Origin of the sequence: Streptomyces sp. M2CJ-2, from assembly GCF_016757295.1 — a bacterium.
Lineage (GTDB): Bacteria > Actinomycetota > Actinomycetes > Streptomycetales > Streptomycetaceae > Streptomyces.
Map to the genome: position 1 here is coordinate 38,690 of NZ_JAESIF010000017.1, position 26,179 is coordinate 64,868.

Annotated in this window: 24 protein-coding genes, 1 pseudogene and 1 riboswitch; of the genes and pseudogenes, 12 read left to right on the forward strand and 13 right to left on the reverse strand. The window is 71.6% G+C overall.

The window, feature by feature from the left end:
- Positions 1 to 94 precede the first annotated feature (94 nt).
- Positions 95 to 832: a DUF4328 domain-containing protein gene (locus tag JL475_RS15805; RefSeq protein WP_202278339.1), complete on the forward strand. Its 738-nt coding sequence runs from the start codon at positions 95 to 97 to the stop codon at positions 830 to 832.
- A gap of 227 nt (positions 833 to 1,059) precedes the next feature.
- On the opposite strand, the gene JL475_RS15810 is transcribed toward JL475_RS15805, so the two are convergent.
- The 3 genes from JL475_RS15810 to JL475_RS15820 are packed head-to-tail and all read right to left on the reverse strand — an operon-like array spanning position 1,060 to position 4,285.
- Positions 1,060 to 2,058 carry an aminoglycoside phosphotransferase family protein gene (locus JL475_RS15810; protein WP_202278340.1) on the reverse strand — a complete coding sequence of 333 codons (999 nt, stop codon included), beginning with the start codon at positions 2,056 to 2,058 and terminating at the stop codon, positions 1,060 to 1,062.
- A 22-nt stretch (positions 2,059 to 2,080) separates the two neighbouring features.
- On the reverse strand, positions 2,081 to 3,055 hold the full coding sequence (locus tag JL475_RS15815; RefSeq protein ID WP_202278341.1) for a zinc-binding dehydrogenase: 975 nt from the start codon (positions 3,053 to 3,055) through the stop codon (positions 2,081 to 2,083).
- Between the two features lie 51 nt (positions 3,056 to 3,106).
- Positions 3,107 to 4,285, reverse strand: coding sequence for an NAD(P)-binding protein (locus JL475_RS15820; protein WP_202278342.1), 1,179 nt, complete (start codon positions 4,283 to 4,285; stop codon positions 3,107 to 3,109).
- A gap of 159 nt (positions 4,286 to 4,444) precedes the next feature.
- On the opposite strand from JL475_RS15820, the gene JL475_RS15825 reads away from it, so the two are divergent.
- Positions 4,445 to 5,122, forward strand: coding sequence for a pentapeptide repeat-containing protein (locus JL475_RS15825; protein WP_202278343.1), 678 nt, complete (start codon positions 4,445 to 4,447; stop codon positions 5,120 to 5,122).
- 33 nt (positions 5,123 to 5,155) lie between these two features.
- On the opposite strand, the gene JL475_RS15830 is transcribed toward JL475_RS15825, so the two are convergent.
- Both JL475_RS15830 and JL475_RS15835 read right to left on the reverse strand, forming a co-directional pair.
- A complete protein-coding gene (locus tag JL475_RS15830) occupies positions 5,156 to 5,656 on the reverse strand; it encodes a hypothetical protein (protein WP_202278417.1) in 501 nt (166 codons plus the stop codon).
- A 183-nt stretch (positions 5,657 to 5,839) separates the two neighbouring features.
- Positions 5,840 to 6,415, reverse strand: coding sequence for a TerD family protein (locus tag JL475_RS15835; RefSeq protein WP_109379289.1), 576 nt, complete (start codon positions 6,413 to 6,415; stop codon positions 5,840 to 5,842).
- A gap of 189 nt (positions 6,416 to 6,604) precedes the next feature.
- On the opposite strand from JL475_RS15835, the gene arfB reads away from it, so the two are divergent.
- Positions 6,605 to 7,042 (forward strand): alternative ribosome rescue aminoacyl-tRNA hydrolase ArfB, encoded by a 438-nt coding sequence (gene arfB, locus JL475_RS15840; protein WP_202278344.1) that lies wholly within the window; start codon positions 6,605 to 6,607, stop codon positions 7,040 to 7,042.
- A gap of 22 nt (positions 7,043 to 7,064) precedes the next feature.
- Here the strand turns inward: arfB and JL475_RS15845 are convergent, their stop codons facing one another.
- Positions 7,065 to 7,556, reverse strand: coding sequence for a flavin reductase family protein (locus JL475_RS15845; protein ID WP_237407277.1), 492 nt, complete (start codon positions 7,554 to 7,556; stop codon positions 7,065 to 7,067).
- A 452-nt stretch (positions 7,557 to 8,008) separates the two neighbouring features.
- On the opposite strand from JL475_RS15845, the gene cdgB reads away from it, so the two are divergent.
- A complete protein-coding gene (gene cdgB, locus JL475_RS15850) occupies positions 8,009 to 9,718 on the forward strand; it encodes a diguanylate cyclase CdgB (RefSeq protein WP_202278346.1) in 1,710 nt (569 codons plus the stop codon).
- A gap of 117 nt (positions 9,719 to 9,835) precedes the next feature.
- Positions 9,836 to 10,777, forward strand: coding sequence for a carbohydrate-binding protein (locus JL475_RS15855; RefSeq protein WP_202278347.1), 942 nt, complete (start codon positions 9,836 to 9,838; stop codon positions 10,775 to 10,777).
- Between the two features lie 50 nt (positions 10,778 to 10,827).
- Here JL475_RS15855 and JL475_RS15860 read toward each other — a convergent pair whose 3' ends face one another.
- From JL475_RS15860 to JL475_RS15870, 3 genes are all read right to left on the reverse strand, one after another.
- On the reverse strand, positions 10,828 to 11,757 hold the full coding sequence (locus JL475_RS15860; RefSeq protein WP_202278348.1) for a 1-phosphofructokinase family hexose kinase: 930 nt from the start codon (positions 11,755 to 11,757) through the stop codon (positions 10,828 to 10,830).
- 160 nt (positions 11,758 to 11,917) lie between these two features.
- A complete protein-coding gene (nagA, locus tag JL475_RS15865; RefSeq protein WP_202278349.1) occupies positions 11,918 to 13,090 on the reverse strand; it encodes an N-acetylglucosamine-6-phosphate deacetylase in 1,173 nt (390 codons plus the stop codon).
- Positions 13,090 to 14,073 carry an ROK family protein gene (locus JL475_RS15870; RefSeq protein ID WP_202278350.1) on the reverse strand — a complete coding sequence of 328 codons (984 nt, stop codon included), beginning with the start codon at positions 14,071 to 14,073 and terminating at the stop codon, positions 13,090 to 13,092. Before JL475_RS15870 ends, nagA begins: the two co-directional genes overlap by 1 nt.
- A 131-nt stretch (positions 14,074 to 14,204) precedes the next feature.
- Between JL475_RS15870 and JL475_RS15875 the strand changes: the two genes are divergently transcribed.
- Both JL475_RS15875 and JL475_RS15880 read left to right on the forward strand, forming a co-directional pair.
- Positions 14,205 to 15,473, forward strand: a complete 1,269-nt coding sequence (locus tag JL475_RS15875) for an extracellular solute-binding protein (RefSeq protein ID WP_202278418.1) — start codon at positions 14,205 to 14,207, stop codon at positions 15,471 to 15,473.
- Positions 15,474 to 15,534: 61 nt separating this feature from the next.
- A complete protein-coding gene (locus JL475_RS15880) occupies positions 15,535 to 15,768 on the forward strand; it encodes a DUF3263 domain-containing protein (RefSeq protein WP_202278351.1) in 234 nt (77 codons plus the stop codon).
- A 194-nt stretch (positions 15,769 to 15,962) separates the two neighbouring features.
- Here the strand turns inward: JL475_RS15880 and otsB are convergent, their stop codons facing one another.
- The 3 genes from otsB to JL475_RS15895 form a co-directional block, all read right to left on the reverse strand.
- A complete protein-coding gene (gene otsB / locus JL475_RS15885; RefSeq protein WP_202278352.1) occupies positions 15,963 to 16,883 on the reverse strand; it encodes a trehalose-phosphatase in 921 nt (306 codons plus the stop codon).
- Positions 16,884 to 16,966: 83 nt separating this feature from the next.
- The gene (locus JL475_RS15890; RefSeq protein WP_202278353.1) at positions 16,967 to 18,373 is read right to left on the reverse strand and encodes a trehalose-6-phosphate synthase; all 1,407 of its coding nucleotides are present in this window, start codon (positions 18,371 to 18,373) and stop codon (positions 16,967 to 16,969) included.
- Positions 18,374 to 18,635: 262 nt separating this feature from the next.
- Positions 18,636 to 19,610, reverse strand: coding sequence for a glucosyl-3-phosphoglycerate synthase (locus JL475_RS15895; RefSeq protein ID WP_202278419.1), 975 nt, complete (start codon positions 19,608 to 19,610; stop codon positions 18,636 to 18,638).
- Between the two features lie 199 nt (positions 19,611 to 19,809).
- Positions 19,810 to 20,004, forward strand: a riboswitch (SAM riboswitch).
- An 18-nt stretch (positions 20,005 to 20,022) separates the two neighbouring features.
- Between JL475_RS15895 and thrC the strand changes: the two genes are divergently transcribed.
- The 5 genes and pseudogenes from thrC to JL475_RS40000 all read left to right on the forward strand — a co-directional run.
- Positions 20,023 to 21,339 (forward strand): threonine synthase, encoded by a 1,317-nt coding sequence (gene thrC / locus JL475_RS15900; RefSeq protein WP_202278354.1) that lies wholly within the window; start codon positions 20,023 to 20,025, stop codon positions 21,337 to 21,339.
- Between the two features lie 176 nt (positions 21,340 to 21,515).
- The gene (locus JL475_RS15905; RefSeq protein ID WP_202278355.1) at positions 21,516 to 21,791 is read left to right on the forward strand and encodes a ubiquitin-like small modifier protein 1; all 276 of its coding nucleotides are present in this window, start codon (positions 21,516 to 21,518) and stop codon (positions 21,789 to 21,791) included.
- Positions 21,792 to 22,221: 430 nt separating this feature from the next.
- A complete protein-coding gene (locus tag JL475_RS15910; RefSeq protein ID WP_004929928.1) occupies positions 22,222 to 22,425 on the forward strand; it encodes a cold-shock protein in 204 nt (67 codons plus the stop codon).
- A gap of 395 nt (positions 22,426 to 22,820) precedes the next feature.
- Positions 22,821 to 24,443 (forward strand): chaperonin GroEL, encoded by a 1,623-nt coding sequence (gene groL, locus JL475_RS15915; RefSeq protein WP_202278356.1) that lies wholly within the window; start codon positions 22,821 to 22,823, stop codon positions 24,441 to 24,443.
- Between the two features lie 134 nt (positions 24,444 to 24,577).
- Positions 24,578 to 24,685, forward strand: a pseudogene (locus tag JL475_RS40000) (NADH:flavin oxidoreductase/NADH oxidase); the annotation flags it as partial.
- A 43-nt stretch (positions 24,686 to 24,728) separates the two neighbouring features.
- Here the strand turns inward: JL475_RS40000 and JL475_RS15920 are convergent.
- On the reverse strand, positions 24,729 to 25,967 hold the full coding sequence (locus JL475_RS15920) for an RNA-guided endonuclease TnpB family protein (protein WP_202278357.1): 1,239 nt from the start codon (positions 25,965 to 25,967) through the stop codon (positions 24,729 to 24,731).
- Between the last annotated feature and the right edge of the window lie 212 nt (positions 25,968 to 26,179).

The following is a 26,179-nucleotide window of genomic DNA, read 5'->3' on the forward strand; positions in this document are numbered from 1 at the left end:
ACTGCTTGGACGGTGGCGGACAGCCTGACATATCGTCCTGTCCGGCCCGCCGGTCGGCGGGCGTTTCGCTGCCCATGGGGGGGCCTGCTCAGCCATGTCCGACACTTCGCAGAACACATTCGGTCCGCCTCCGGCGGTCACCGGACACCTTCCGCCGTACGTCGCGCCGTTCCGATCGCCGAGGGGTCTCGCGACGGCGCTCACCGCACTCTTCAGCCTCACTGTCGGGGTGGACCTGCTCGCCGCTGCCTTCGACGCCAATGTGTGGCGGCTGATGGACGAGATGCTGGGCGGCGGGTCCGTCGAGGACGCCGACCTGACGCGGGCCGACGCCCTCCAGGCGGTGGCGGGCGTGCTGCAAGTGGCGGTTCTGGTGGCGACGTCCGTGGTCTTCGTCATCTGGTTCTACCGGGTGCGCAGGAACGCCGACTTCTTCGCGCTCGACTCCTGCGAGATGAAGAGCGGCTGGGCCATCGGCGCCTGGTTCGTACCGATCGCCAACCTGTGGCTGCCGCGCAAGGTCGCGGGCGAGGTGTGGGACGCCAGCACCGACTGGGACTCCGAGGCGCGCCGCCCGTCCCCCACCCTGATGAACGTCTGGTGGGCGCTGTTCGTGGCGACATGGTTGGTCGGCCGGGTCGCGACTTCGGCCTATGAGGACGCCGCCGGCGTGGAGGAGATGAAGCGGGCCGCGGGAATGATGATGCTCTCCGACACCCTCGACGCGGTGGCAGCTCTCTTCGCGCTCCTTTTCGTACGGAAGCTGACCCGCATGCAGCTCGACAAGGCGACCGCGCGCCAGGAGCAGATCCTGCCGCAGCCCCAACCGTAGTTCTGACGGGTCGGGCGAGGTCAGATGCCCGCGCTCTGGGCCACCAAGGCACCGACCTGAATGAGAGCACGAGGATCAGCACCGCACTTTCTCCAGGCCGCCGCAGACGGCGAGGAACCCGACGCCCCCGAGAGCGACGTTCACCGCGGTGCGGGGGACAGCCGGTTTCGCGACGACGGCGGGCGGTGTCGCAGTGGGCCGGCGGACCTCCACGATCCGCAACATGGTCACCCCGTCGCGCAGCCGCTTCGCCCGCTCGACGATCCCGGTGTCGGTGTCGGTGTCGGCGTAGTGGATGCGCACCGTGAGGGACGATGGCGCAGGCGGTGGGCGATCTCGAGTTCGTGGGGGGCCGGAGAGCGGCCGTCCTCGATGTGCCACAGGCAGTTCTGGAGCAGGCGGGCGTAGGTCCAGGCGCGGGCCCGGTCGCGGTCCAGGCCGAGGACGTCGGTCATCGCGTCGAAGCGCCAGGCGGTGTCGGCGGTGTCGGCAGGGTTGTCGGGGTTGTCGGGGTTGTCGGCGTCGAAGCGGTTGGCCAGGGCGGGCCAGAGGTCGAAGCCGGGGTCGCCCGCCAGGGGCTTGGGATCGATGGCGAGCCAGGGGGCGCGGTCGGCGGCCAGGACGTTGCCGTAGTGCAGGTCCCAGTGCAGGAGGCGGTCGCCCGGTTCGTCCGCCACCTCCCGCAGGGCCGCGGCGCAGTCGGCGACGGTGCGGCGGACGGCCGGGTCCGGGATACGGTCCAGGGCTCCGGGTGTCCGTTCCAGCAGGGCGTGCGCGATGTCGCCGAGGCGGCGCAGGCCCGCCGGGGCGGGGGTGCCGGTGAGGTGCGCCAGGAGGCGGGCGACGACCAGGACGGCCTCGCGGACGTCGGGCAGGCGGGCCAGTGTCCGGGCGGGGTCGAGGCGTTCCAGGAGCATGGTGCCGGTGGACGTGTCGTGGTCCAGCAGGCGGACCGCTCCGTCGCCGTTCCAGGTGCGCAGGGCGACGGGTTCGCCTTCGGTCTCCTCGTCCAGGATCTGGAGCTTCAGCACGGCCGGTGTGCCGTCCGCACGGTCGACGGGGAGGACCAGGGCGCTCACGCCGTGCATCGGCGCGCCGGTGACCCGCAGGTCCCAGTGTTCCAGGAAGGCGGCGGCCAGCCCGGGCAGCCCGGAGACGAAGGCGCGGCCCGCCTCGCCGTTGAACTTCTCCTGTGCCGCCGCGAGTTCCTCGGGTACGTGGATCACGGTGGGCACGATAGTGCGGCGCTCACGGTTCCAGGACGACTTTCCCGGTCGTGCCCCGGCTCTCCAGGGCGCGGTGGGCGGTGGCGGCCTCGGCGAGGGGGAAGCGGTGGACGGCGGGGGTGAGCCGGCCTTCGGCGGCTTCGGTGAGGGCGCGCAGTTCGAGGGTGCGTACGGGGTCGGCGCCGCCGGCCCTGCGCATCATCTCGGGGCCGAGGACGTTGAGGGAGACGCCGTCGACGAGGTAGGGGTCGGTGCTGTCGAGGCCCTGGGCGGACCAGCCGAAGACGACGTGGCGGCCGCCGGGGGCGAGCAGGGCGACCGCCGCGCGGGCGGTGTCGCCGCCGACGCCGTCGTAGACGAGGGTGATTCTGCCCTGGTGGGCGGAGAGCCGCTCGGGCCAGGCCGGGTCGGTGTAGTCGAGGGCGAGGTCGGCGCCGTTCGCGGCCACGCGGGCGGTCTTGCCGGGGCCGCCGGCGAGGCCGATGACGGTGGCGCCGGCGTTCTTGGCGTACTGGACGAGGAGGGTGCCGATGCCGCCGGCCGCGGCGGGGACGAGGACCACGTCGCCGGGTCCGGGCTCGGCGAACTGCACGATGCCCATGACCGTGCGGCCGGTCCCGATCATGGCGACGGCCTGGGCGAAGTCGAGGCGCTCGGGGATCTCGTGGAGGCGGTCGGCGTCGGTGACGGCGAGTTCCGCGTAGCCTCCGGGGGCGAAGCCGAGGTGGGCGACGACGCGCTTGCCGAGCCAGTCGGCCGGCGTGCCGTCGCCCAGGGCGTCGACCACTCCGGCGACTTCGCGGCCGGGGACGGTGGGCAGGGTCGTCGGGGCGGGCGCGGGCCCCTGGTAACCCTGCCGCAGCGCGGTGTCCAGGAGGTGGACTCCGGCGGCCCGGACGGCGACACGGACCTGGCCGGGCCCGGGTCGCGGGTCCTCGACCTGCTCGTGGACGAGGTTCTCGGCCGGGCCGAAGGCGTACAGGCGGACGGCGTGCATGAGGCTCCCAGGGGTGCGATGCGGCTTCGACAGCGCCCCCACTGTTCAACCTCAAGCTCGCTTGAGGTCAAGCTCGTGGCGGCCCGGGTCCAGGTCCAGGTCCAGGGCCAGGGAGACGGCTGCGAGGGCACTGGTGAAGGAGACCTCGGAGAGCACACCGGGGGCGGCGACCTGGTCGCCGGCGAGGTAGACGCCGTCGCCGCGGTCGACGGCGGGCCGGTCGCGCCAACTGGTACCCGGCAGGTCGACGGCGCCGGTGCGTCCGGCCGCGACCGCCTCCCGCCGCCAGGTGACGCGCTCCCGCCAGCCGTCGAAGGCGAGGTCCAGGAGTTCTTCGGCGCGGGCGGTCCCGTCGGACTTGGACTCGTGCGGGGCGATGGGGATCTGGCCCTGGATGAGCTGTTCGCCGGCGGGGGCGAGGCCGGGGTCCTGGGCGGTGAACCGTTCCAGCCAGCCGGTCGCGTCCAGGTCGGACACGACGAACGCGTCGCCGCGCCGGGTGCGCAGGGCGAGGTCGATGAGGACGGTGCGGCCGCTCGGCCAGGTCAGGGTGGGGTCGCCGAGGAGCCGGCGGGCGGCGTCCAGGGAGGTGGCGACGACGACCGGGGTGTCGGTGGGGAGGGTGTCGACGCGGGACAGGGTCTCCACGCGGACGCCCAGGTTCCAGGCGCGGGCGGCCATCCGGTCGACGAGGCTGCCCCAGCCGCCGCGCGGGTAGTGGGCCTCCGGGGGCAGTGCGGTGGCGCGGCGCAGGCGTTCCTGTACGTAGGCGGCGGACAGCGAGCCGGGGTCGTGGTGGAAGAGGGCGACGGCACAGTAGTGGGCGGCGGCCCGTGCGCCCTCCTCGCCCGCGATGCCGGTCGCCCAGGTGTGGAAGTCGGTGTCGACGGGCGCGTGGGCGTGGCTGCGGCGCAGCAGCTTCAGCATGGCGAGGGGCGGGGTGCGGCGCAGTGCGCCCCGGTGGCGGAGGCGGAAGCGGGTGGCCTCCAGGGGCGGGAGGGGAGCGAGGGGGCCGATGAGGCCGCGTTGCCGGAGCCAGGACCAGTGCGGGCCGCCGCTGTAGAGGGCGTGGGGTCCTTCGTTGGTCCGGTAGGGGCCCTCGGCGGTGCGGGCCCGGCCGCCGAGGGTGTGGTGGGCCTCGTGGAGGGTGACTTCGGCGCCGGCCTCGGCGGCGGTGATGGCCGCGGTCAGTCCGGCGAAGCCGCCGCCGATGACGGTGATGCGGTGCATGGCTGGGGTCTCCCTTGGTCGGGGTCGCGCCTGCTGGATCGGGGAATCGGGGTGGATCAGGTGGTTCGCGGCTACGACGGCCCAGGGCCCCGGGATGTGACATGTGCGGGGTTCTCGCAGGTCAGGGTGGGTGTCAGTGGTGGGGTGCAGGATGGGCGCATGGCGAGGAGAGCGATGGGTGGTGCGGGGGTGAAGGGCGCGCGGCGGCCGGAGCTGCGGCTGCCGGTGCTGGAGAGGTACGAGGGGGGTGGGCTGGAGCCGGACGGGGACTACGACGGGCTGGAGTTCCGGGAGGTGGACCTCTCGGGGGAGGACGGCGCGGGGGCGCGGTTCATGGACTGCGCGGTGGCGGGGTGCGCGCTGGACGAGACCCGGCTGTCCCGGGCCAGGGTGCTGGACTCCGTCCTCGCCGAGGTGCGGGGTGTGGGCACGGACCTCGCCGGGGCGACCCTGCGCGACGTCGAGTTGACGGACGCGCGTCTCGGGGGGACACAGCTGCACGGGGCGGGGCTGGAGCGGGTCCTGGTCCGGGGCGGGAAGATCGACTTCCTGAATCTGCGGTCCGCGAGGCTCAGGGACGTCGTCTTCGAGGGCTGTGTCCTGGTCGAGCCGGACTTCGGCGGGGCGAGGCTGGAGCGGGTGGAGTTCGTGGACTGCGCGCTGAAGGGCGCGGATCTCAGCGGGGCCACCCTGACGGACGTCGATCTGCGCGGTGCCGCTTCGCTGGAGATCGCCCGGGGTGTGGACAGGCTGGCGGGGGCGGTGATCAGTACGGGGCAGTTGCTGGATCTGGCGCCGGTGCTGGCGGGGGAGCTGGGGATCCGGGTGGAGGGCTGAGCCGGCAGGGAAGGGCCGGAGGGGCGCGGTGGGTCACTCCAGGCGGGGATAGCGGGCCTGGAGGGTCCAGACGGCCGGGTTCTCGTCGAGGTCCTCGTGCAGGTCGGTCAGGTCGGCGAGCAGGTCGTGCAGGAAGTCGCGGGCCTCGCGGCGGAGTTCGGTGTGGGAGAACGTCAGGGGCGGTTCCGACGCCGGCAGCCACTCGGCCTCGATGTCCACCCATCCGAAGCGGCGCTCGAAGAGCAGCCGGTCGGTGGATTCGGTGAAGTCCAGCTCCGCCCACTGGGGGCGGGAGGCCCGGGAGCCCGCCGGATCCTGGTCGATCCGTTCCACGATGTCGCACAGCGCCCAAGCGAAGTCGAGCACCGGCACCCATCCCCAGGCTGTGGACAGTTCCCGGTCCGCCTCGGTGTCGGCGAGGTAGACGTCGCCGCAGAAGAGGTCGTGGCGCAGGGCGTGGACGTCCGCGCGGCGGTAGTCGGTCTGCGGGGGGTCGGGGAAGCGGTTGGAGAGGGCGTAGCCGATGTCGAGCACGGAGATGATGGTGTCACGACGGACGCGGTGCCCCACCCGACGGTCCCCGGGTGGGGGCGGCCCATGGGCCGGAGCCCTCGCTCAGGACGTGCCGGAGCCCCCGGCCGGCGTGCTTCGCGATGCGTGGTGCGGTGCGCGAAGTGCCGGGCGGCCGGGGGCTCCGAGGGGGCTGCGGGGCGTCCGTCAGACGTTCACACCGAAGTCCTGGGCGATGCCCGTCAGACCCGACGCGTAGCCCTGGCCGACGGCGCGGAACTTCCACTCGGCGCCGTTGCGGTACAGCTCGCCGAAGACCATGGCGGTCTCGGTGGCCGCGTCCTCCGACAGGTCGTAGCGGGCGATCTCGGTGCCGCCGGCCTGGTTGACGATGCGGATGTAGGCGTTGCGCACCTGTCCGAAGTTCTGCGAGCGGTTCTCGGCGTCGTAGATCGAGACCGGGAAGACGATCTTGTCGATGTCGGCCGGCAGGGCGGCGAGGTTGACGTTGATGGCCTCGTCGTCGCCGGCGCCCTCACCGGTGCGGTTGTCGCCGGTGTGGACGATGGTGTTGTCCGGGGTCTGCTTGTTGTTGAAGAAGACGAAGTGACTGTCGGAGTAGACCTTGCCCTGCGGGTTGACCGCGATCGCGGAGGCGTCGAGGTCGAAGTCCGTGCCGGTGGTGGTGCGGACGTCCCAGCCGAGGCCCACGGTGACGGCGGACAGGCCCGGAGCCTCCTTGGTGAGCGAGACGTTGCCACCCTTGGACAGGCTTACAGCCATTGTTGGGAGTCCCTTCCCTCGTGTACGTACGGCTACGAAGCTACAGCTACCCCCTTGAACACGAGAGGGGGACGCGAGGTTCCAGGTCGCTTTACTTTCTTTACCGAGATGACCGGGGCGGCCGGGGTGACCGGGATGACCAGGGTGACCGGGATAACCGGGTGACGTGGACCGGTCAGAGGCGGGAACATGTACGGCATGTCCGGTCCCTATGTCATCCGTGGCTCCGTCTCCCTGCCCGAGACCGAGCTGATGTGGCGTTTCTCCAGGTCCTCGGGGCCGGGCGGGCAGCATGTGAACACCAGTGACTCGCAGGTGGAGCTCCGCTTCGACCTCGCCGCCACCGACGCGCTGCCCGAGGTGTGGAAGCAGCGGGCGCTGGAGCGGCTGGCGGGGCGGCTGTCCGGTGGCGTCGTCACCGTCCGGGCCTCCGAGCACCGCTCCCAGTGGCGCAACCGGGAGGCCGCCGCCGTACGCCTTGCCGCGCTCCTCGCCGAGGCCACCGCGCCCCCGCCCAGGCCCCGCAAACCGACCCGCGTCCCGCGCGGCATCAACGAACGCCGGCTGCGGGAGAAGAAGCAGCGCTCGGAGACGAAACGGGGGCGCTCCGCGCGGGACTGGGGCTGACCGGGCCGGCGGCCGGCGGCGTTCAGGCCAGGTGGCGGTAGCGGCCTCGGAAGTAGGTCAGGGGGCCGCCGTCCGCGCTGGGCAGGTTCGCCGCGAGGACGCGGCCGATCACCAGGGTATGGTCGCCGGCCGGCACCCGCTGCTCGGTGCGGCACTCCAGGGTCGCGAGGGCGCCGCCCACCAACGGGGCCCCGCTGTGCTCGCCCCGTATGTACGGGATGTCGGCGAAGAGGAGGCGGTCGCTGATCCGGCCCTTCATCGCGAAGCGGCCCGCGATGTGCCGCTGGCCCTCGGACAGCACGGAGACCGACCACAGCGGCTGCTCGTCGAGCAGGTCGTCCATGCGGGAGCCCTCGCGCAGGCTGACCAGCACCAGGGGCGGGTCCAGGGACACCGACAGGAACGCCGTCGCCGTCATGCCCACGTCCTCGCCGGCCGGTGCCCGCGGATCGTCCGGGTCCAGCGGCGGCTCCTGCGCGGTCACCAGGACCACGCCGGCGGCCAGACGGGACATGGCGGCACGGAACTCGTCGTTGCTCACCCCCTCAGCATGCAGGGCGGCGGACGGAGCGGCGGGTGCGGGCAGGGGTGAGGGGGGTACGGAAGTGTTCGGCACACCGGAAACGCTAATCTCCGCTCCATACGCACCGCATCGGACCCCGGCCCGAGCAGGGACCTAGGACCAGCGGCGGAGCGGAGTGCGGGTCACACGCGGAGCGAGTCGGGGAAACCCTGTGAAAAGGGTGCGGAATTCGCGCTCGGCGCCTTCGGTGAATTCGTGGGGAAATCCCGGAAAGGCCTCCCAATTGTTCACGTTTGGTTGTGACTTGAGTCACAAGGGGAGATAATTGTTGACCCTGTGTACCGAGTGGGCAGCGCGCTGTGATTCAGTGGCGGGGATACTGCCAGGACGATACGTCGATGAGATCGCTTGATCCGCCGCGAGGTCCCGGGGGGAGGGTGAGCATGGAGACCGATTCTGAGCCCTACGTCCGTCTTGCCTCCCTGCGGCAACTGCACCAGGCCATGGCCGCCATGAACTCGGCCCGCAGTCTGGCCGACACCCTGCAGACCGTCGCCGACGGCGTCGTCGACGCCCTCGGGTACGAACTGGCCTGCGTCAACCTCGTGCGCCCCGACGGCGACCTGGTCGTGGCCGCCTTCTCGGGCAACGCCGCCGCCGAGGCCCTCATCACCGGCCGGGTCGGCTCACGCGAGTCCTGGGAGCGCCGCCTCTCCATGGGCGAGTCCTGGGGCGACCTGATCTTCATACCGCACACCGAGGGCTGGGTCCTCGACGACGACGACGTCCCGCAGTGGTACACCGACGGCCCCGCTCCCCGCTTCGAGGACGAGTGGCACCCCTCCGACCGGCTCTTCGCCCCGATGTACGCGCCCGGCCCGCAGGGCGGCGGGGCCTGCGGCGAGCTGATCGGCGTGCTCTCCGTGGACCGCCCGCGCAACGGCCGGCTGCCCGGCGCCTGGGGTCGCGAAGCGCTCCAGATGTACGCCTTCCAGGCCGCCATCGCGATCAGCAACGCCCGGCTGCGCTCCAACATGCAGCGCGCCCTGGTCCGCCTGGAGCGCGATCAGCAGGCCCTGCGCGCCAGTGAGGAAAGCTTCCGGCAGGCCTTCGAGTACGCCCCCTCCGGCATGGCCGTCGCGGAGCTGGGCGGCGACCAGCACGGCCGCATCCTGCGCACCAACGACGCGCTGTGCCGGCTGCTCGGCCGCCCCGCCTCCGCGATGCGCCGCTACTCCTTCTCCGACCTCGTGCACCCCGAGGACATAGGCACGCTGCTGCGGACCTCCGCCGAGGGCGGCCGCGCCGAACTGCGGCTGGCCCGCCGGGACGGCACCTACCTCTGGGTGTCCCTGCGCAACTCCGTCGTCGCCGACGCCGCCGACGGGCCGCGCTTCCTGCTCACCCACGTCGAGGACATCGAGGAGCGCAAGCGCCGCGAGCTGCACCTCGCCCACCGCGCCTCCCACGACTCCCTCACCGGTCTGCCGAACTCCGCCGAGCTGCGTGCCCGGCTCTCCGCCCGCCTGTGCCGGCAGCGCCCGCAGGGCGCACTGCCCGCCGCCGTCGCCGACTCCCTGGCGGCTTTCGAGTCCTTCGATTCCTTCGAGCCCTTCGACTCCCAGGACGCCGCCCACGGTCCGCCCGCCTTCGACCGGGGCCACGACTTCGACTTCCCGCCCGAGGCCGGGACGTTCGAGGGCTACGACCACCATGTGCACGCCGTCGCCCCCGACGAGGACCGCGACGACGGCACCAAGGGCCTCGCCGTGCTCTTCTGCGACCTCGACGGTTTCAAGTCGATCAACGACCGGTTCGGGCACAACGCGGGTGACGCGGTCCTCATCGAGGTCGCCCGCCGGCTCAGCGACGGTGTCCGGGACGGCGACACCGTCGCCCGGCTCGGCGGCGACGAGTTCGTGATCCTCGCCAACGGGCTCGGCCGGGCCGACGCCCAGGACCTCGCCGTACGGCTGCGCAACGAGATCATCCAGCCCATCCGGGCCGAGGGGCGGGCCGTGCGGGTGGGCGCCAGTTTCGGCATCGGATGGGCACACTGCGGCATGACCGCGGACGAAGTGTTGAAATCCGCTGACGAGCGGATGTACGTCGAGAAACGATCTCGTCCCAAACAGCACCGGCGCGCGGGGTGAACCGCAGCTCAGTGAGTTGATGCGGCCGGAGTCACCCGTTCGGGTCATCGGGTGGGGGTAGGCTCGCCTTTCTCACCACCAGTACCGCAACCGATCCGCAGCTAGGAGCACCAAGGGATGACGCCCGGCAGCAACGGCGCGAGCACGCCCGAGGACGACGACCCGTTCGGCTACCTCTACGCCGACGGGCAGGCCAACGGAGCCCAGCCGCCGTCCGGGGGCTACGGCTACCCGAACTCGGTCAACCGGGTGCGGCCGGTCGGAACCCGCCAGTACGGCCAGCAGGCCCCCGCTCCGCAGGCACCGCCGCAGCAGGGCACCTACGGCCAGCCGGCCGCCCACTACGCCGCCCCGGAGACGCTGCCGGGCGGCGCCACCACGACCCCGTCGCACCAGCCCTCGCACGGCGGTGGCGGACGGGGCCGCGGCCCGAACACCAAGGGCCTGCTCATCGGCGCCGTCGCGGTGGTCGCCGCGGTGGTCGTCGGCATCAGCGTGGCCATGCTCAGTGGCGACGGCGAGGACGACAAGAGCGGCAACCAGGCGGACGCGTCCCCGACCCAGTCCCAGGAAAGCTCCGAGCCGAGCCCGTCGGCGAGCAGCGGGGACGAGGAGGAGGAAGCGGCCGAACTGCCGACCATCGACGCGAAGGCGCTCCGCCTGGGCGGCAACGCGGCCCTGGCCTCGGACGTCGAGGGCGCGCAGTCCGACGGCGGCATCTATGTGACTAACCTCAACCAGCCAGGTTCCACCGTCACTTGGACGGTCGACGGCATCCCGAAGGACGGCGCCTACACCGTCTTCGTCCGCTACAGCACCACCGACGAGCCCCAGTCGATGACGCTCACCGTCAACGGCAAGGAGTTCGGCAACAAGCTGAACATGGACAACTTCGCCCATGCCAAGGACGGCGACTTCTCCAAGGGCTGGACCAAGACCTTCGCCTGGCCCACCCTCAACAAGGGCACCAACACGATCTCGGTCTCCTGCAACGACGGCGACAAGTGCAACGTCCTGCTGGACCAGCTGTGGCTGAAGGAGGGCCAGGTCAAGAAGTAGGGCGGGATCCCCTCCGACGGGCGGTCCAAAGGACGCCGGGAGGTCGGTTCCTAGGCCGCGTCGGCTTCGCCCGTGACGGTTATGCGGTGCAGCAGGTCCTCGTAGGCCCCCCGGTCGAACTCGCCCGCAGCCGGCGCCAGTACCGTCGCCGCCGACAACGCGACCGCTCGGGCGAGGCGGTCCGGCCAGGGGAGGCCGGTGACCAGGCCCGAGAGCAGGCCCGCGACGGCCGAGTCGCCGGCGCCGGTCGGGTTGCCGTGCAGGGCGGTCGGTGGGGCCGCGCGCCAGTGGCCCTCCGGGGTCACCGAGAGCAGCCCCTGCGGGCCGAGGGAGGCGACCACCGCGCCGGCGCCGCGGCGGCGGGCGTCCCGGGTGGCGCGCGACGGCTCGTGGGAGCCGGTGAGTTCGGCCAGTTCGTCGGCGTTGGGCTTGAGGATGTCGGGGCGGCCCGCGACCCCGCGGCGCAGGGCCGCGCCACTGGTGTCGAGGAGGACGGGGACTCCGGCGGCGCGGGCGGTGCGGGCCAGCCCGGCGTAGGCGCCGACCGGGACGCCCGGGGGCAGGCTGCCGCACAGGGCCACCGCCGAGACACCGGCCAGCAGGTCCTCGTAGACCTCCTGGAAGGCGTTCCACTCGGCGGCGGAGACGGTGTGGCCGGGCTCGTTGAGCTGGGTGGTGGCGCCGGAGCGTCCGTCCACCACGGCGACGGTCCGCCGGGTCGTGCCGGAGACCGGGACCAGCGCGTCCACCAGGCCCGGTACGGGGGTGAGCCGGTCCCGCAGGAGCCGTCCGGTGAGGCCGCCCGCGAAGCCGGTGACCGTCACCTCGTGGCCGAGGGCGGCGAGCACCCGGGCCACGTTGACGCCTTTGCCGCCGGGGCGTTCGATCACCTCGGTGACCCGGTGGGAGGCGTGCGGGCGCAGGGCCGGTACGCGGTAGGTGATGTCGAGAGCGGTGTTCAGCGTGACCGTGAGGATCACCGGGCCGACCTCCCCCTTGGCTACGGCTGGCGTTCGCCGTCTGCAGTGTGTCGTCTGCTGTGCGTTCCGGGTTCCGAAACTCCGGGGTCCTGATCATGCCAAACAGACGGCGGTCGGCCCACCCCCGAGACCGTCCGCCGGTTCCCGACCGGCGGACGGATCAGCCCAGTCGGGGATCGACCACCCACTCGCCCCGGCGCATCACGCCCTTGAGGGTGAACTCCGCGTCGAGGACCACCAGGTCGGCGTCCTTGCCGGGTTCCAGGGAGCCGATCCTGTCGTCCATGCCCAGCAGCCGGGCCGGGTTGGCGGACAGGGCGGCGACCGCGTGCTCGACGGGCAGCCCGTCGACGGTCACCGCACGCTTCAGCGCACGGTCCAGGGTGAGCGTCGAGCCCGCGATGGTGCCGCCCTCCACCAGACGGGCCACGCCGTCCTCGACGTCCACCTCCAGCGGGCCGAGCATGTAGCGGCCGTCGCCGAAACCGGCCGCGTCCATCGCGTCCGTGATGAACGCCACCCGCTCGGGGCCCGCGTGACGGAACGCCAGCCGGAGGGCGGCCGGGTGCAGATGCGTACCGTCGTTGATCAGCTCGACCGTGACCCGCTCGTCCTCCAGGAGGGCGGTGACCGGGCCGGGGGCGCGGTGGCCGAGCGCCGGCATCGCGTTGAACAGGTGGGTGGCGACCGTGGCGCCCGCGTCGACGGCCGCCACGGTCTGCTCGTACGTCGCGTCGGTGTGGCCGACGGCCGCGATCACGCCGTGCTCGGCCAGCAGGCGTACGGAGTCGAGGCCGCCGGGCAGCTCGGTGGCGAGGGTGACCATCTTCGCGTGGCCGTGCGCCGCGTCGAGCAGCTTGCGGACCTCCGCCGGGTCGGGGTCGCGCAGCAGTTCCTCGGAGTGCGCGCCCTTGCGGCACGGTGAGATGAACGGCCCCTCGAAGTGGATGCCGGCGATGTCGCCCTGCTCGGCCAGTTCCGCCAGCAGGCCCGCGCGCCGGGCGAGGAAGTCCAGGTCGCCGGTGACGGTCGAGGCGACCAGGGTGGTGGTGCCGTGCAGGCGGTGGGTGTGGATGCCCTCGAGGACGTCGTCGACCGTTCCGGAGGTGAAGGACGCGCCGCCGCCGCCGTGGTTGTGGAGGTCGACGAAGCCGGGGACCAGCCAGTGACCGGTCAGGTCGAGCGTTTCGGTGACGCTTTCAGGAGTGCCGGAGGAGGCGTTCGCGGGGGCCGTGGCGACGATGCGCGTGCCGTCGACGATCACGCGGCCGTCGTCCACGGTCCCGGTGGGCAGTACCACCCGGGCACCGGTGAGAACCTTCGTGGGGGCCATCAGGCGGTTACCTCCGAGGAGTCGTCCGAGGGGGCGGTGGTGGCGGTGACAGTGGTGGTGGCGGTGGTCTCGAGGAGGTCCCAGGCGAGGAGTCCCGCGCCCAGACACCCGGCGGTGTCCCCGAGGGCGGCCGGGACCAGGGACGGCAGCTTCTGGAAGGTGACCCGCCGCCGGATCGCCTCCCGCAGCGGCGCGAACAAGGTTTCTCCCGCCTCGGCCAGCCCGCCACCGATGATCAGGGTGCGCGGGTCCAGCAGGGTGAGCGCGGTGACCAGCCCGTCGGCGAGGGCGTCGACGGCCTCCTGCCAGACCTCCCGGGCCCGTGCGTCGCCGGACTCCACGGCCTTGGCGCAGTCGGCCGCGTCCGCGCCCGGGTCGCCGCAGGCCGCCGCCCAGGCTTCGCTGACCGCCGCCGCGGACGCGAACCGCTCCAGGCAGCCGCGCTGACCGCACGGGCAGGGGGCGCCCCCGGGCCGTACGACGATGTGGCCGATCTCTCCGGCGAAGCCGTGCGCTCCCGCCTCCACCCGGCCGTCGATGCCGATGGCACCCGCGATGCCGGTGCCCAGCGGGACGAACAGGAATCGGTCGGCGCCCCGGCCCGCCCCGACGCGGCCCTCGGCGAGCCCGCCGGTGCGGACGTCGTGGCCGAGGGCGACGGGGAGGCCGCCGAGCCGCTGGGCGAGCAGCGCGCGCAGCGGGACGTCGCGCCAGCCGAGGTTGGCGGAGTAGACGGCGACGCCCTCCGTCTCGTCGACGATGCCGGGAACGGCGAGGCCGGCGGCGGAGGCGGGCTCGCCGTAGCGCTCGACGCCATGGGCGCGGAGTTCGGCGGCGAAGCCGAGGATGCCGGCGACGACCGCGTCCGGGCCGCGGTCCCGGCCGGTGGCGCGGCGGGCCCGGTGCAGCAGCTCGCCGCCCGCTCCGACCAGGGCGGCCTTCATCCCGGTGCCGCCCACATCGAGGGCGATGACGTGTTTCACGTGGAACAGTGTGGCCCCGGGGCCCACAAGAGGTCTAGTCCACTTACGTGGTGTAGACCTTATTCCGACTATCGGACTACCGGAAAACTTTCGAACGGATGGCGCGGAGCGCCGGGTTGGGGAAAGAAGCAGTGCAGCGGCGGGGCTTGGCAAGGACGATCGCGGCGGTGTCCGCACTGGGACTGACGGGAGTCCTCAGCGGATGCGGTGTCGGCGAAGGCTCCTCCGACGTGACGCTGAAACTGGTCGCCGCCGACTACGGCACCGGCGAGGCCGACAGCTCCGAGAAGTACTGGGCCGCCCTGACGGAGCAGTACGAGACCGAGCACCCGGGCGTGAGGATCGACGTCAGCGTCCACTCCTGGAACGATGTCGACCGAGAGGTCAAGAAGATGGTCGACGCGGGCAACCCGCCGGACATGGCCCAGATCGGCGCCTACGCCGACTACGCCGCCCAGGGCCTGCTCCATAAGGCCGACGACGTGCTCTCCATCCCCGTCCAGGCCGACTTCGTCTCGCAGTTGGCCAACGCGGGCCAGGTCAACGGCGTGCAGTACGGCATGCCGTTCGCCTCCTCCACGCGCGTGCTGTTCTACAACAAGACCCTGTTCGAGGAGGCCGGCCTCACCCCGCCGAAGACCTGGGACGACCTCGCGGCGAACGCCGAGGCGCTCAAGGCGGAGGGCGTGAAGTACCCCTACGCGCTGCCCCTCGGCCCGGAGGAGGCACAGGCCGAGACCATGCAGTGGCTGCTCAGCGGCAACGGCGGCTACGTCGACTCCCTGGGCTCCTACACCTTCGACTCCGCGGAGAACACCGCGACCGTCGCCTGGCTGAAGGACGAGCTGGTCGGCAAGGGCCTGACCGGCCCGGTGGCACCCGGAAAGCTCGACCGCGCCGAAGCGTTCGCCGCCTTCGCCGACGGCGACGTCGGCATGCTGAACGGCCACCCCTCGCTGATCGAGATGGCCGAGAAGAAGGGCGTGGAGTTCGGCACCGTTCCGACGCCGGGGATCGACGGCGAGAGCCGGGCCACGCTCGGGGTCGCCGACTGGATGACGGCCTTCAACAAGAACGGCCACGGCGACGAGATCGGCGAGTTCCTCGACTTCGTCTACAGCGAGGAGAACGTGCTCGACTTCTCCCGCGACTACAGCCTGCTGCCGGTCACCAGCTCCGCGTCCCGGGCGATGGAGGGATCCGAGCGGGACAAGGACCTCGAGCCCTTCCTCGACGAGCTGGCCACCTCGGAGCTCTACCCGGTCGGCAACACCTCCTGGGCCGCGGTCAACGCGGCCATCAAGGAGCAGATCGGCAAGGCGGTCGCCCCGGGCGGCAGCCCCAAGGGCGTGCTGGGCGGCCTCCAGGCGACCGCGACGCGCGCGGAGAGCTCGCGCTAGGGCTCTCCCCCGCAGCCCTTGGCGGTGACCGGATGTCAGCGGCAGGAGCTACCGTCGGGGCATGGATGAGGAACGGCTGGCCCGGCGCGAGCAGGACATCATCGCGCTGGAGCGCCGCGGCTTCCTCGGCCCCGGCGTGAAGGAACGGGCGATACGCGAGGAGCTGGGCCTGGCCCCGGTGCGCTACTACCAGCTCCTCAACGCCCTGCTCGACGACCCCCGCGCCCTGGCCCACGACCCGGTCACGGTGAACCGGCTCAGACGCGTCCGCGAGTCCCGCCGCGCGGAACGCTGAACGCGGCCGACCGGGACGCCGGAGCCGCGCCCGGCGGACGGGCCGGGGACACCGGAGCGGCACCGGGAAGCGGAGCCGCGCCCGCCCGGCGGGCCGGGGTGCCGGGAGCCGCACTCGGACGAGCCCGGGGCCAAGACGCCGGACCCGCGCCCAGGGCCGGACGCCGGGGGACACGCCCGTGGGGACAGGCCGGGTCAGGCGGGCCGCAGGGACGACGCCAGTGCCCGGAGCAGGCGTACGACTCCGGCGGGGCCGTCGACCACCACGTCCGCGCGTTCCCTCAGCTCCGGGACCTCGTCGCTGCCGCTGCACACCAGCAGGCCGGGGACGCCGTCGGAGCGGAGCTCCTCGACTGCGGCGTACGCGGGAAGGTCACCCAGGTCGTCCCCCGCGTAGAGGACGCATCCGGCGCCGATCTCGCGGGCGTGCTCCAGCAGGGCCACGCCCTTGTCCATCCCCGGCGGACGCAGCTCCAGGACCATGCGGCCGGGCTCCACGACCAGGCCGTGCCGGGCCGCCAGATCGGTCAGCGGCCCGCGCAGCGCCTCGAACGCGGCCCGGGGGTCGGCGGCCCTGCGGGTGTGGACGGCCACCGCGCGGCCCTTCTCCTCGATCCGGACGCCCTCGTCGGCACCGACCCGGTCGAGCAGCCCCGGCAGTTCCGCGCGGACACCGGCGACACCGGGGTGCGGGGCGGGCGCGGTGATGTCACCGGTGGCGGCGTCCCAGCGTTCGGCACCGTAGTGGCCGAGGACGACGAGGTGGTCCAGACCGGGGGCGCCCGCGAAGCCGCCGTTGCGCACCGCGACCTCGGGAGGCCGACCCGTGATCACCGCCACGGAGGCCACCTCCGGAGCGAGCGCGGTGAGCGCCGGCACCGCCTCCGGGTGGGCGCGGGCCTGCTCCGGGTCGGGCACGATCGGTGAGAGCGTGCCGTCGAAGTCGAGACCGATCAACGCCTTCCCCGGCCGCGCGAGCAAAGCGTCGAGCCCCTCCCGCCCGGCCCGCGTGACGGGCGTCGGCAGGGGCTCCGCGACGTTCGGGCCGGCGGTGTTCGAGTGCGTGGCATTCGGGTGCGTGGCATTCGGGTCCGTGGAATCCGTATGGCTGCCCATACCGCCAACCTATCCACGTCCACCCCGCCGCACGCCACCCCGACCGGCCGTACGGGGCCGGTTCCCTCCGGGGCCCGCCCGGCCTACGACTCCTCGCGGAGGGCGTTCAGCTGGTCCAGGAACCACTGTCCCGGCGGCAGCGCGGTCGCCGCCGCGGTCAGGCGCTTGGCGCCTTCGGTCCGTTCCGCCGGGCCCATCGTGAGGGCCTCGTGCAGGGCGCGCGCCGTGTCGACCACGTCGTACGGGTTGACGGTGATCGCGTCCTCGCCCAGCTCCTCGTGCGCGCCCGCCTCCCGGGACAGCACCAGCGCGCAGCCCCCCTCGGCGAGGATCGGGATCTCCTTGGCGACCAGGTTCATACCGTCCCGGATGGGGTTGACCAGCGCCACGTCGGCCAGCCGGTACGCGGCCAGCGAGCGCGCGAAGTCGTCCCTGACGTGCAGCACGACCGGACGCCAGCCGGGTGTCCCGTACCGCTCGTTGATCTCCTCGGCGACCCGCCGCACCTCGGCGGTGTAGTCGCGGTACACGGCGAGGTCCTGCCGGGACGGGTAGGCGAAGGCGAGGTGCACCACCCGTTCGCGCCACTCGGGGTGGTCCTCGAGGAGCTGCCGGTACGCCAGCAGACCGCGCACGATGTTCTTCGACAGCTCGGTCCGGTCGACCCGGACGACCGTCCGCCGCGCGGTGCCGTCGGGAGCCGTGCCGATCTCCTCGCGCAGCACGCCGAGCCGCTCCTCGACGTCCGCCTCCCGCGCGCGCCCGCGCAGGAAGTCCGCGTCGGCACCCAGCCCGTGCACACCGATCCGGGTGTCGCCGAGCCCGCCCGCGAACCGCTCGCAGCACGCGGTGAACGCGTCCGCCCAGCGGTGGGTGAGGAAGCCGAGCCGGTCCGCGCCCAGCATCCCGCGCAGCACCTGCCCGGCGATGTCGTCGGGCAGCATCCCGAAGTACTCCGGCGGCGCCCACGGCGTGTGCGAGAAGTGGCCGATGTGCAGGTCGGGGCGGAGCTCCCGGAGCAGCCCCGGGACGAGCGTCAGGTGGTAGTCCTGCACCACCACCGCGGCCCCCCGCGCCGCCTCCTCGGCCAGCGCCTCGGCGAAGGCCCGGTTGTAGGCCTCGTAGGAGGCCCACTGCCGCCGGAACTCCGCGTCGAAGACGGGCTCCACCGGCGTCTGGTACAGCATGTGGTGCACGAACCACAGCACCGAGTTGGCGATGCCGTTGTACGCGTCGGCGTGCACGTCCGCCGGGATGTCCAGCATCCGCACGCCGTCCTCGCCGACCCCGCGCCGCACGGCCTCACGGTCGCCGTCGGACAGAGCCGAGCACACCCACAGCGACCCCGCGTCCGGCCCGATCGCCGACAGCCCGGACACCAGCCCGCCGCCACCGCGACTGGCCCGCAGCGAACCGTCCTCCTCCACCGTGTACGAAACGGGGCCGCGATTCGACGCGACCAGCACCCGAGCACCCTGCATGGAAGCCATACGCCTCACTCGATCTCCTCGCCCATGCTATTTTTCCCTTTGTCCCATAAGGGATCGGTTCGGGCTGGACCGCAATCCTTGGATTGGAAGCCCCTTCCTTCGGGCAGGGAGCGGAGTCACACGCCTCAACCTAGCCCGTCGCTGATGCGCTCAAACGCACGATGCGACGGTATGAGAGGCGCCCTGGCGTCACGGGCCCCATGCGGCGTGGCGCACACGTTGACGCCGCGTGGCGGAAGTTCTTGCCACGCGGCGAGCGCGCTCAGGCCACCCGGCGGGACCGGTACTCGGCCATCTCCGTCATCGGGGGGCGTTCCTCGGTGTCCACCGAGTGGGTGCGGGGCTCGAAGGTGGCGCCGTTGCGTTCGAACTGGGTGAGCGCGGGGCGGATCAGGTGGCCGCGGGCCAGGCGGAGCTGGGCGGTGCGGTAGATTGCGGCGGCCATGCGGCCGAGGGCCTGGCCGTCCTGGTGGCGGTGCTTGCGGACGCCGACGTCGACCTGGGCGAGGGCGTCCAGCCCCACCAGGTGCAGGGCGTCGACCAGCATGCCCAGCTCCACGCCGTAGCCGACGGGGAAGGGCAGCCGTTCCAGGAGCGAGCGCCGGGCCGCGTACTCGCCGCCGAGCGGCTGGACGAAGCCGGCCAGCTGCGGCCAGTGCATGTTGAGCAGCGGGCGAGCCATCAGCTCCGTGACCCTGCCGCCCTGACCGGCCGTGGCGGCGGTGCCGGCCGTGCCCCCGCCGGACACCGTGAAGGGACGGTCGTACATCGCCTTCACCAGGTGGACGTCCGGATCGGTGAGCAGTGGGCCGACGATGCCGGAGACGAAGTCGGCGGAGAACTCCCGGAGGTCCGCGTCGACGAAGCAGACGATGTCCCCCCGGGTGACGAGCAGGGAGCGCCACAGCACCTCGCCCTTGCCGGGCACGGCGGGGAGGCGGGGCAGGATCGTGTCCCGGTGCACCACCGTCGCGCCCGCCGCCGCGGCCACCTCGGACGTGCGGTCGGACGAGCCGGAGTCCACGACCACGATCTCGTCGACCAGCGGGGCCCGGAGCATCAGCTCGTGCCGGACGACCCCGACGATCTCACCGACCGTCGCCTCCTCGTTGAGCGCGGGCAGCACCACGCTCACCGTCCGGCCCGTGGCGCGCTTCGCGGCCAGGACGCGGTGCAGCGGGCGGTCGGCCACGGACCAGGAGCGGTCGGCCAGCCAGCGCTCGACTTCTTCCAGCACGGTCTGCGGCTCCTCACCTCTGTGATCCATACACCTGACACCTGTTGATCCATCTCGCGGTTCGGACGCGCACTCTTTGTCGTCCTGGCCGTCGGTTACAGTCTTGAACAACGCGGACGCCCCTTGCACACCGGGGGTCACGACCCCCCTCGCGTCCGCGGCGCGCGAGCGCACAACCGCATGACACACAACCGAATACAGCTCATCCAGAGGGGCAGAGGGATACGGCCCGATGAAGCCCCGGCAACCCTCCAGCCGGTTCTCGTGGATCACCGTCGATCGACGATCGCAGCGGAACACCGAACGCTGATCGCTGATCGTCCACGCGAGGCTCCCGGCTAGGGAAGGTGCCAAGTCCGTCTCACGACGAAACACGTCGTGAGGAAGATGAGGAGAAAGGGCCTCGCCTCACATGGCTGTGCAGACCGTCGCAAGCACCACCGGATCCACCGCTGAATCCGTCAACGGATCAGCCGCGCCCTCCGTCGATCTCGGCCCCGCCGCCGCGCTGTCCTGCCGCGAATGCGGCCACCGCGTCCCCCTCGGACCCGTCTTCGCGTGCGAGGAGTGTTTCGGTCCGCTGGAGATCGCCTACGACTTCTCGGGCTACGACACCGAGGAACTCCGCCGGCGCATCGAGGCGGGCCCCGCGAACATCTGGCGCTACGCGCCCCTGCTGCCCGTCCCCGCCGACGTGGCGACCAAGCCGAACATCAACCCCGGCTGGACCCAGCTCGTCCAGGCCGACAACCTCGCCCGCGAACTCGGCGTCACCGGCGGCCTGTACGTCAAGGACGACTCCGGCAACCCGACCCACTCCTTCAAGGACCGGGTCGTCGCCCAGGCCCTGGAGGCCGCCCGCGCCTTCGGCTTCACCACCCTGTCCTGCTCCTCCACGGGCAACCTCGCCGGTGCCGTCGGCGCCGCCGCCGCCCGCGCCGGCCTGCGCTCCTGCGTGTTCATCCCGCACGACCTGGAGCAGGGCAAGGTCGTCATGGCCGCCGTCTACGGCGGTGAACTCGTCGGCATCGAGGGCAACTACGACGACGTGAACCGCTTCTGCTCCGAGCTGATCGGCGACCCGGCCGGCGAGGGCTGGGGCTTCGTCAACGTCAACCTGCGGCCGTACTACGCCGAGGGCTCCAAGACCCTCGCGTACGAGATCTGCGAGCAGCTCGGCTGGCGGCTGCCCGACCAGCTCGTCGTTCCCATAGCCTCCGGCTCGCAGCTCACGAAGATCGACAAGGGGCTGCAGGAACTGATCCGGCTCGGCCTCGTCGAGGACAAGCCGTACAAGATCTTCGGCGCGCAGGCCGAGGGCTGCTCGCCGGTGTCGACCGCGTACAAGGCGGGCCACGACGTCGTCCGGCCGCAGAAGCCGAAGACCATCGCCAAGTCGCTCGCCATCGGCAACCCGGCCGACGGCCCGTACGTCCTGGACATCGCGCGCCGCACCGGCGGCGCGGTGGAGGACGTGACGGACGAGCAGGTCGTGGAGGCCATCCGGCTGCTCGCCCGGACCGAGGGCATCTTCGCCGAGACCGCGGGCGGTGTGACCGTCGGCGTCACGAAGAAGCTGATCGAGAACGGCCTCCTGGACCCGTCCCTGACCACCGTCGTCCTCAACACCGGCGACGGCCTCAAGACCCTGGACGCGGTGGCCGACACCGGCCTGACCGCCACCATCCGCCCCAACCTCGAGTCGTTCCGAGAGGCCGGCCTCGCCTGACCTCCTCCTCGCCGGTCCCGAGGAGGCCGGCGGTCGCCCGCCGGGCATCGTGCCTCACGGCCGACCGCCCCCGGGACGCACCTGAGCCGAGGTCCCGCACCGGCTCCACAGGCCGACACCGCCGACCCGGCGGCCGACACGCAGAGTATTCCCATCGTCACTGGAGGTCGAGTCGCATGAGCGTGACCGTTCGCATCCCCACCATCCTGCGCACCTACACCGGCGGCAAGGCCGAGGTGGACGCCGAGGGGGCGACCCTCGGCGACGTCATCGCCGACCTGGAGAAGAACCACACCGGGATCTCCGCCCGGGTCCTGGACGACCAGGGCAAGCTGCGCCGTTTCGTCAACGTCTACGTCAACGACGACGACGTCCGTTTCGAGCAGGGTCTGGAGACGGTGACCCCGGACGGTGCCGGTGTGTCGATCATCCCGGCCGTCGCCGGCGGTTGATCATTACCCTCGGTAATTGATGTGACCGGGTGTTCATCGTGTTGCCCCCTCCGCGAGAGAAGCGGAGGGGGCAATTCCATGGGGTTGAGCGCGATAGGGTTGGGGAACGCGGTCCCGACTCCCCGTTCTGGAACCGTCAATTCCTGCCGCACACCCGACTGGATACAGCCAAAGTCTGGGCCACTTCTGCGGCATTTGCGGGCTTTGCCCGGCCTGACTTGCCCTGAAATCAGGTGAATTCCCGTCACATTCCGGACTGGTGCCGTCCAGATTTCTCGTCCGATTGACCTGTTGCAGAGGGCAGTTGGACGGATACATTCGGCCGCGGTCGACGCGTTCCGGCGCACGCCCCCGATCGTCGGGGGGTGAGGTCTGACCCGGATCCGCGAAGTGTGGATCTGTGCAAGGGCCAGTAATAGGGGAGTTAGGCATGGCTCAGGGCACCGTCAAGTGGTTCAACGCGGAGAAGGGGTACGGCTTCATCGCGGTCGACGGTGGTGCGGATGTTTTCGTCCACTACAGCGCGATCCAGATGGACGGCTACCGCACCCTCGAAGAAGGCCAGCGGGTCGAGTTCGAGATCTCGCAGGGCCAGAAGGGCCCGCAGGCCGACATGGTTCGTCTCAGCGCCTGAACGCGCTACCCACCGCAAGAATTTCCTGCTGGCGAAGGGTCCGCACCCCCGGGGTGCGGACCCTTCGCCGTGCCGGGGACCGGGTGGTGGCCGGCGCCCGGGGGTGTTCGCGCGCGGCTGACTCCCCGGGGCGATCCCCCGGAGGCGCTTGCGCCCGCCCGTCACCCGACCACCACCCCTCATCGGTCCCGCTTCGCGGGAGCGCCTTGCACTCGAGTGGGTCGAGTGCTAATCATTGGCGTTAGCACTCTGAAGGTGAGAGTGACAACGTAAGGACCGGGTCGGTGAGGCCCGCAGGCCGGTGGGGCAAGGAACCACCGGTTCTGTGAGCCGTCCGTCGCGGGCGCGGGCGCGGTCCGAAGTAATCACCCCCAGTCCTGGAGGGACCACTTCACATGGCCAAGATCATCGCGTTCGACGAGGAGGCGCGGCGCGGCCTCGAGCGCGGCATGAACCAGCTCGCGGACGCCGTCAAGGTGACGCTCGGCCCCAAGGGCCGCAACGTCGTCCTCGAGAAGAAGTGGGGCGCCCCCACGATCACCAACGATGGTGTGTCCATCGCCAAGGAGATCGAGCTCGAGGACCCGTACGAGAAGATCGGCGCCGAGCTGGTCAAGGAAGTCGCCAAGAAGACGGACGACGTCGCCGGTGACGGTACGACCACCGCGACCGTCCTCGCCCAGGCCCTGGTCAAGGAGGGCCTGCGCAACGTAGCCGCCGGCGCCAACCCGATGGCCCTCAAGCGCGGTATCGAGAAGGCCGTCGAGGCCGTCTCCGGTGCCCTGCTGGAGCAGGCGAAGGACGTCGAGACCAAGGAGCAGATCGCCTCCACGGCCTCCATCTCCGCCGCCGACACCCAGATCGGCGAGCTCATCGCCGAGGCCATGGACAAGGTCGGCAAGGAAGGCGTCATCACCGTCGAGGAGTCCCAGACCTTCGGTCTGGAGCTGGAGCTCACCGAGGGTATGCGCTTCGACAAGGGCTACATCTCGGCGTACTTCGCCACCGACATGGAGCGTATGGAGGCGTCGCTCGACGACCCGTACATCCTGATCGCCAACTCCAAGATCGGCAACGTCAAGGACCTGCTGCCGCTCCTGGAGAAGGTCATGCAGTCGGGCAAGCCGCTGCTGATCATCGCCGAGGACGTCGAGGGCGAGGCCCTGTCGACCCTGGTGGTCAACAAGATCCGCGGCACCTTCAAGTCCGTCGCCGTCAAGGCCCCGGGCTTCGGCGACCGCCGCAAGGCGATGCTGAACGACATCGCCATCCTCACGGGCGGCGAGGTCATCTCCGAAGAGGTCGGCCTCAAGCTGGAGAACACCGGCCTCGAGCTGCTCGGCAAGGCCCGCAAGGTCGTCATCACCAAGGACGAGACCACCATCGTCGACGGTGCCGGCTCCTCGGAGCAGGTCCAGGGCCGCGTCAACCAGATCCGCGCCGAGATCGAGAACAGCGACTCGGACTACGACCGCGAGAAGCTGCAGGAGCGCCTGGCGAAGCTCGCCGGCGGTGTCGCGGTCATCAAGGCCGGTGCCGCCACCGAGGTCGAGCTCAAGGAGCGCAAGCACCGCATCGAGGACGCCGTTCGCAACGCGAAGGCGGCCGTCGAGGAGGGCATCGTCGCCGGTGGTGGCGTGGCCCTGCTCCAGGCCTCCCAGGTGTTCGAGAAGCTGGAGCTCGAGGGTGACGAGGCGACCGGCGCCAACGCCGTGAAGCTCGCGCTCGAGGCCCCGCTGAAGCAGATCGCCGTCAACGCCGGCCTCGAGGGCGGCGTCGTGGTGGAGAAGGTGCGCAACCTGACCCCGGGTCACGGCCTGAACGCCGCGACCGGCGACTACGTCGACCTGGTCAAGGAAGGCATCATCGACCCGGCCAAGGTGACGCGCTCCGCGCTGCAGAACGCCGCGTCGATCGCCGCGCTGTTCCTCACCACCGAGGCCGTCATCGCCGACAAGCCGGAGAAGGCCGCCGCGGCCGCTCCGGGCGGCATGCCGGGCGGTGACATGGACTTCTGAGCCTGACTCACCTCAGGTTCGGACCCGGTCCGTCAGTGCCGAGGGCGGCACTCCCTGTTTCCGACAGGGGGTGCCGCCCTCGGGCGTTTCCGGGTTTCCGGGTTTCCGCGTTTCTGCGGTTTCATGAGTGGGGCTCGCCCGGGTTCCCGGTCCTCTTCCGGTACTCCCAGTGGAAGCAGGACGCCTACGACTCCCGTCTCGCCGAGACCCCCGAGGAACTGGAGGCGATCCTCGCCCCGCTCGTGGCGGCCGGAGTTCGAGGGCTCGGACGTCAACTGCCCGTCGCTAAAGCGACGGGCTTGCACAACGGGCATCACTGGCTGTGATGCTGCGTTTGCGTCCAGCCCCGTCCCGCTGGCGCGGGAGCGAGGCGGGGGCCGTTGACGGGGCCCCGCGTCGCCACAACTCCCACGCCCGGGCGCGGATGTTGCGGGAGCTGTTCCGGTCCGCGTGATCAACGAATCCGCAGGACCGGCAGGCGAACCGGGCCTGTGAGACCCGGTTCGCCTGGTCGAGGTGCCCGCACTCGGCACAGGTGCGGGAGGTGTACGCCGGATCGACGTGCACCACCGGTACCCCCGCCCGGCGGGCCTTGTACGCGATGAACGTCCCCAGCTGGGCGAAGGCCCAGCTGGAGTGGGTGGCCCGTTGGGGCCTGCGAAGCCGTACCCGTCCGCGGATGCCCGTCAGGTCCTCCAGGGCGATCCCGCGGCCGGTGCGTTCTGCCTCGGCCACCACACGTTTCGCGATCTTGTGGTTGATGTCCTTCGCCCGCCGGGCCTCCTTGCCGCGGCGCCTCTTCAGCCGGCGCCGGGCGGACGGGGTGTTCTTCTGCTGCAGTTTGGTGCGCAGCTCGCGTTCCCGGGTGCGGATGCGGTTGAGTTCCCGGCCGGCCATGATCTCGCCGTCCGAGGTGGTGGCGATGTTGACGATGCCCAGGTCGATGCCGAGGAAGTCCACCGGCTCCGTGTTCAGCGGCGCCTCGGGCACCTCGCAGGTGGCGTTCAAAAACCACATACCGTCCCGCACCAGCAGGTCGGACTCGCCCCTGCGGTAGAGGGCGAGGGTGGCCAGCTGCTCCGGTGAGGCGGTGAACGCCACGTCCTTCACCCGCCCGGAAGTCGTCCAGATCGACACTCTGCGCCGGTCGGTCTGCCAGGACAGCATCCGGTCGTCGTAGGGCTGGGCACCCGTCGGCCGGAAAGCGATCGGCTTCTGCGTGGCCCGCCGGTAGCGTGGCGAGCCCGGTCGGCCCAGATTTCCGGCTTTCAGGTTCGCCCGCAGCGTCGCGTACGCGTCGCAGGTCTTCTTGATCACGTGCTGGGCGGCCTGGGCACCCAGGTTCCACCGGGCCTTGATCTGGTGGTAGGTGTGCTGGCGCAGCGCGAAGTTGTTCTGCACATCCTTCTCGAAGGCGACCTCGCTGACCCAGGTGGCGGCCTCGTTGCAGGCCCGCAGGGTCGCCTCCAGTGCCGCCGCCTGCACGGGCGTCGGCAGCAGCCTGACCTGCACCACCAGCTTCACGATCACCGATCGTAGACACCCGCACGATGCCGCACCACGCGTTCCCCACCGGCCACCCCATCGGGTGAAATCCGGCATGACCGGGGCCGCCTCACCGCGCCCGTGGGCGGGACCCGGCCGCTCCACGGCCGGATGGACACAGCGATACCGCGGCGCTGCACGCCGCGATCCACGAGGATGCGATTCCTCCCGGGGCTGAAGCCCCGGGGTTC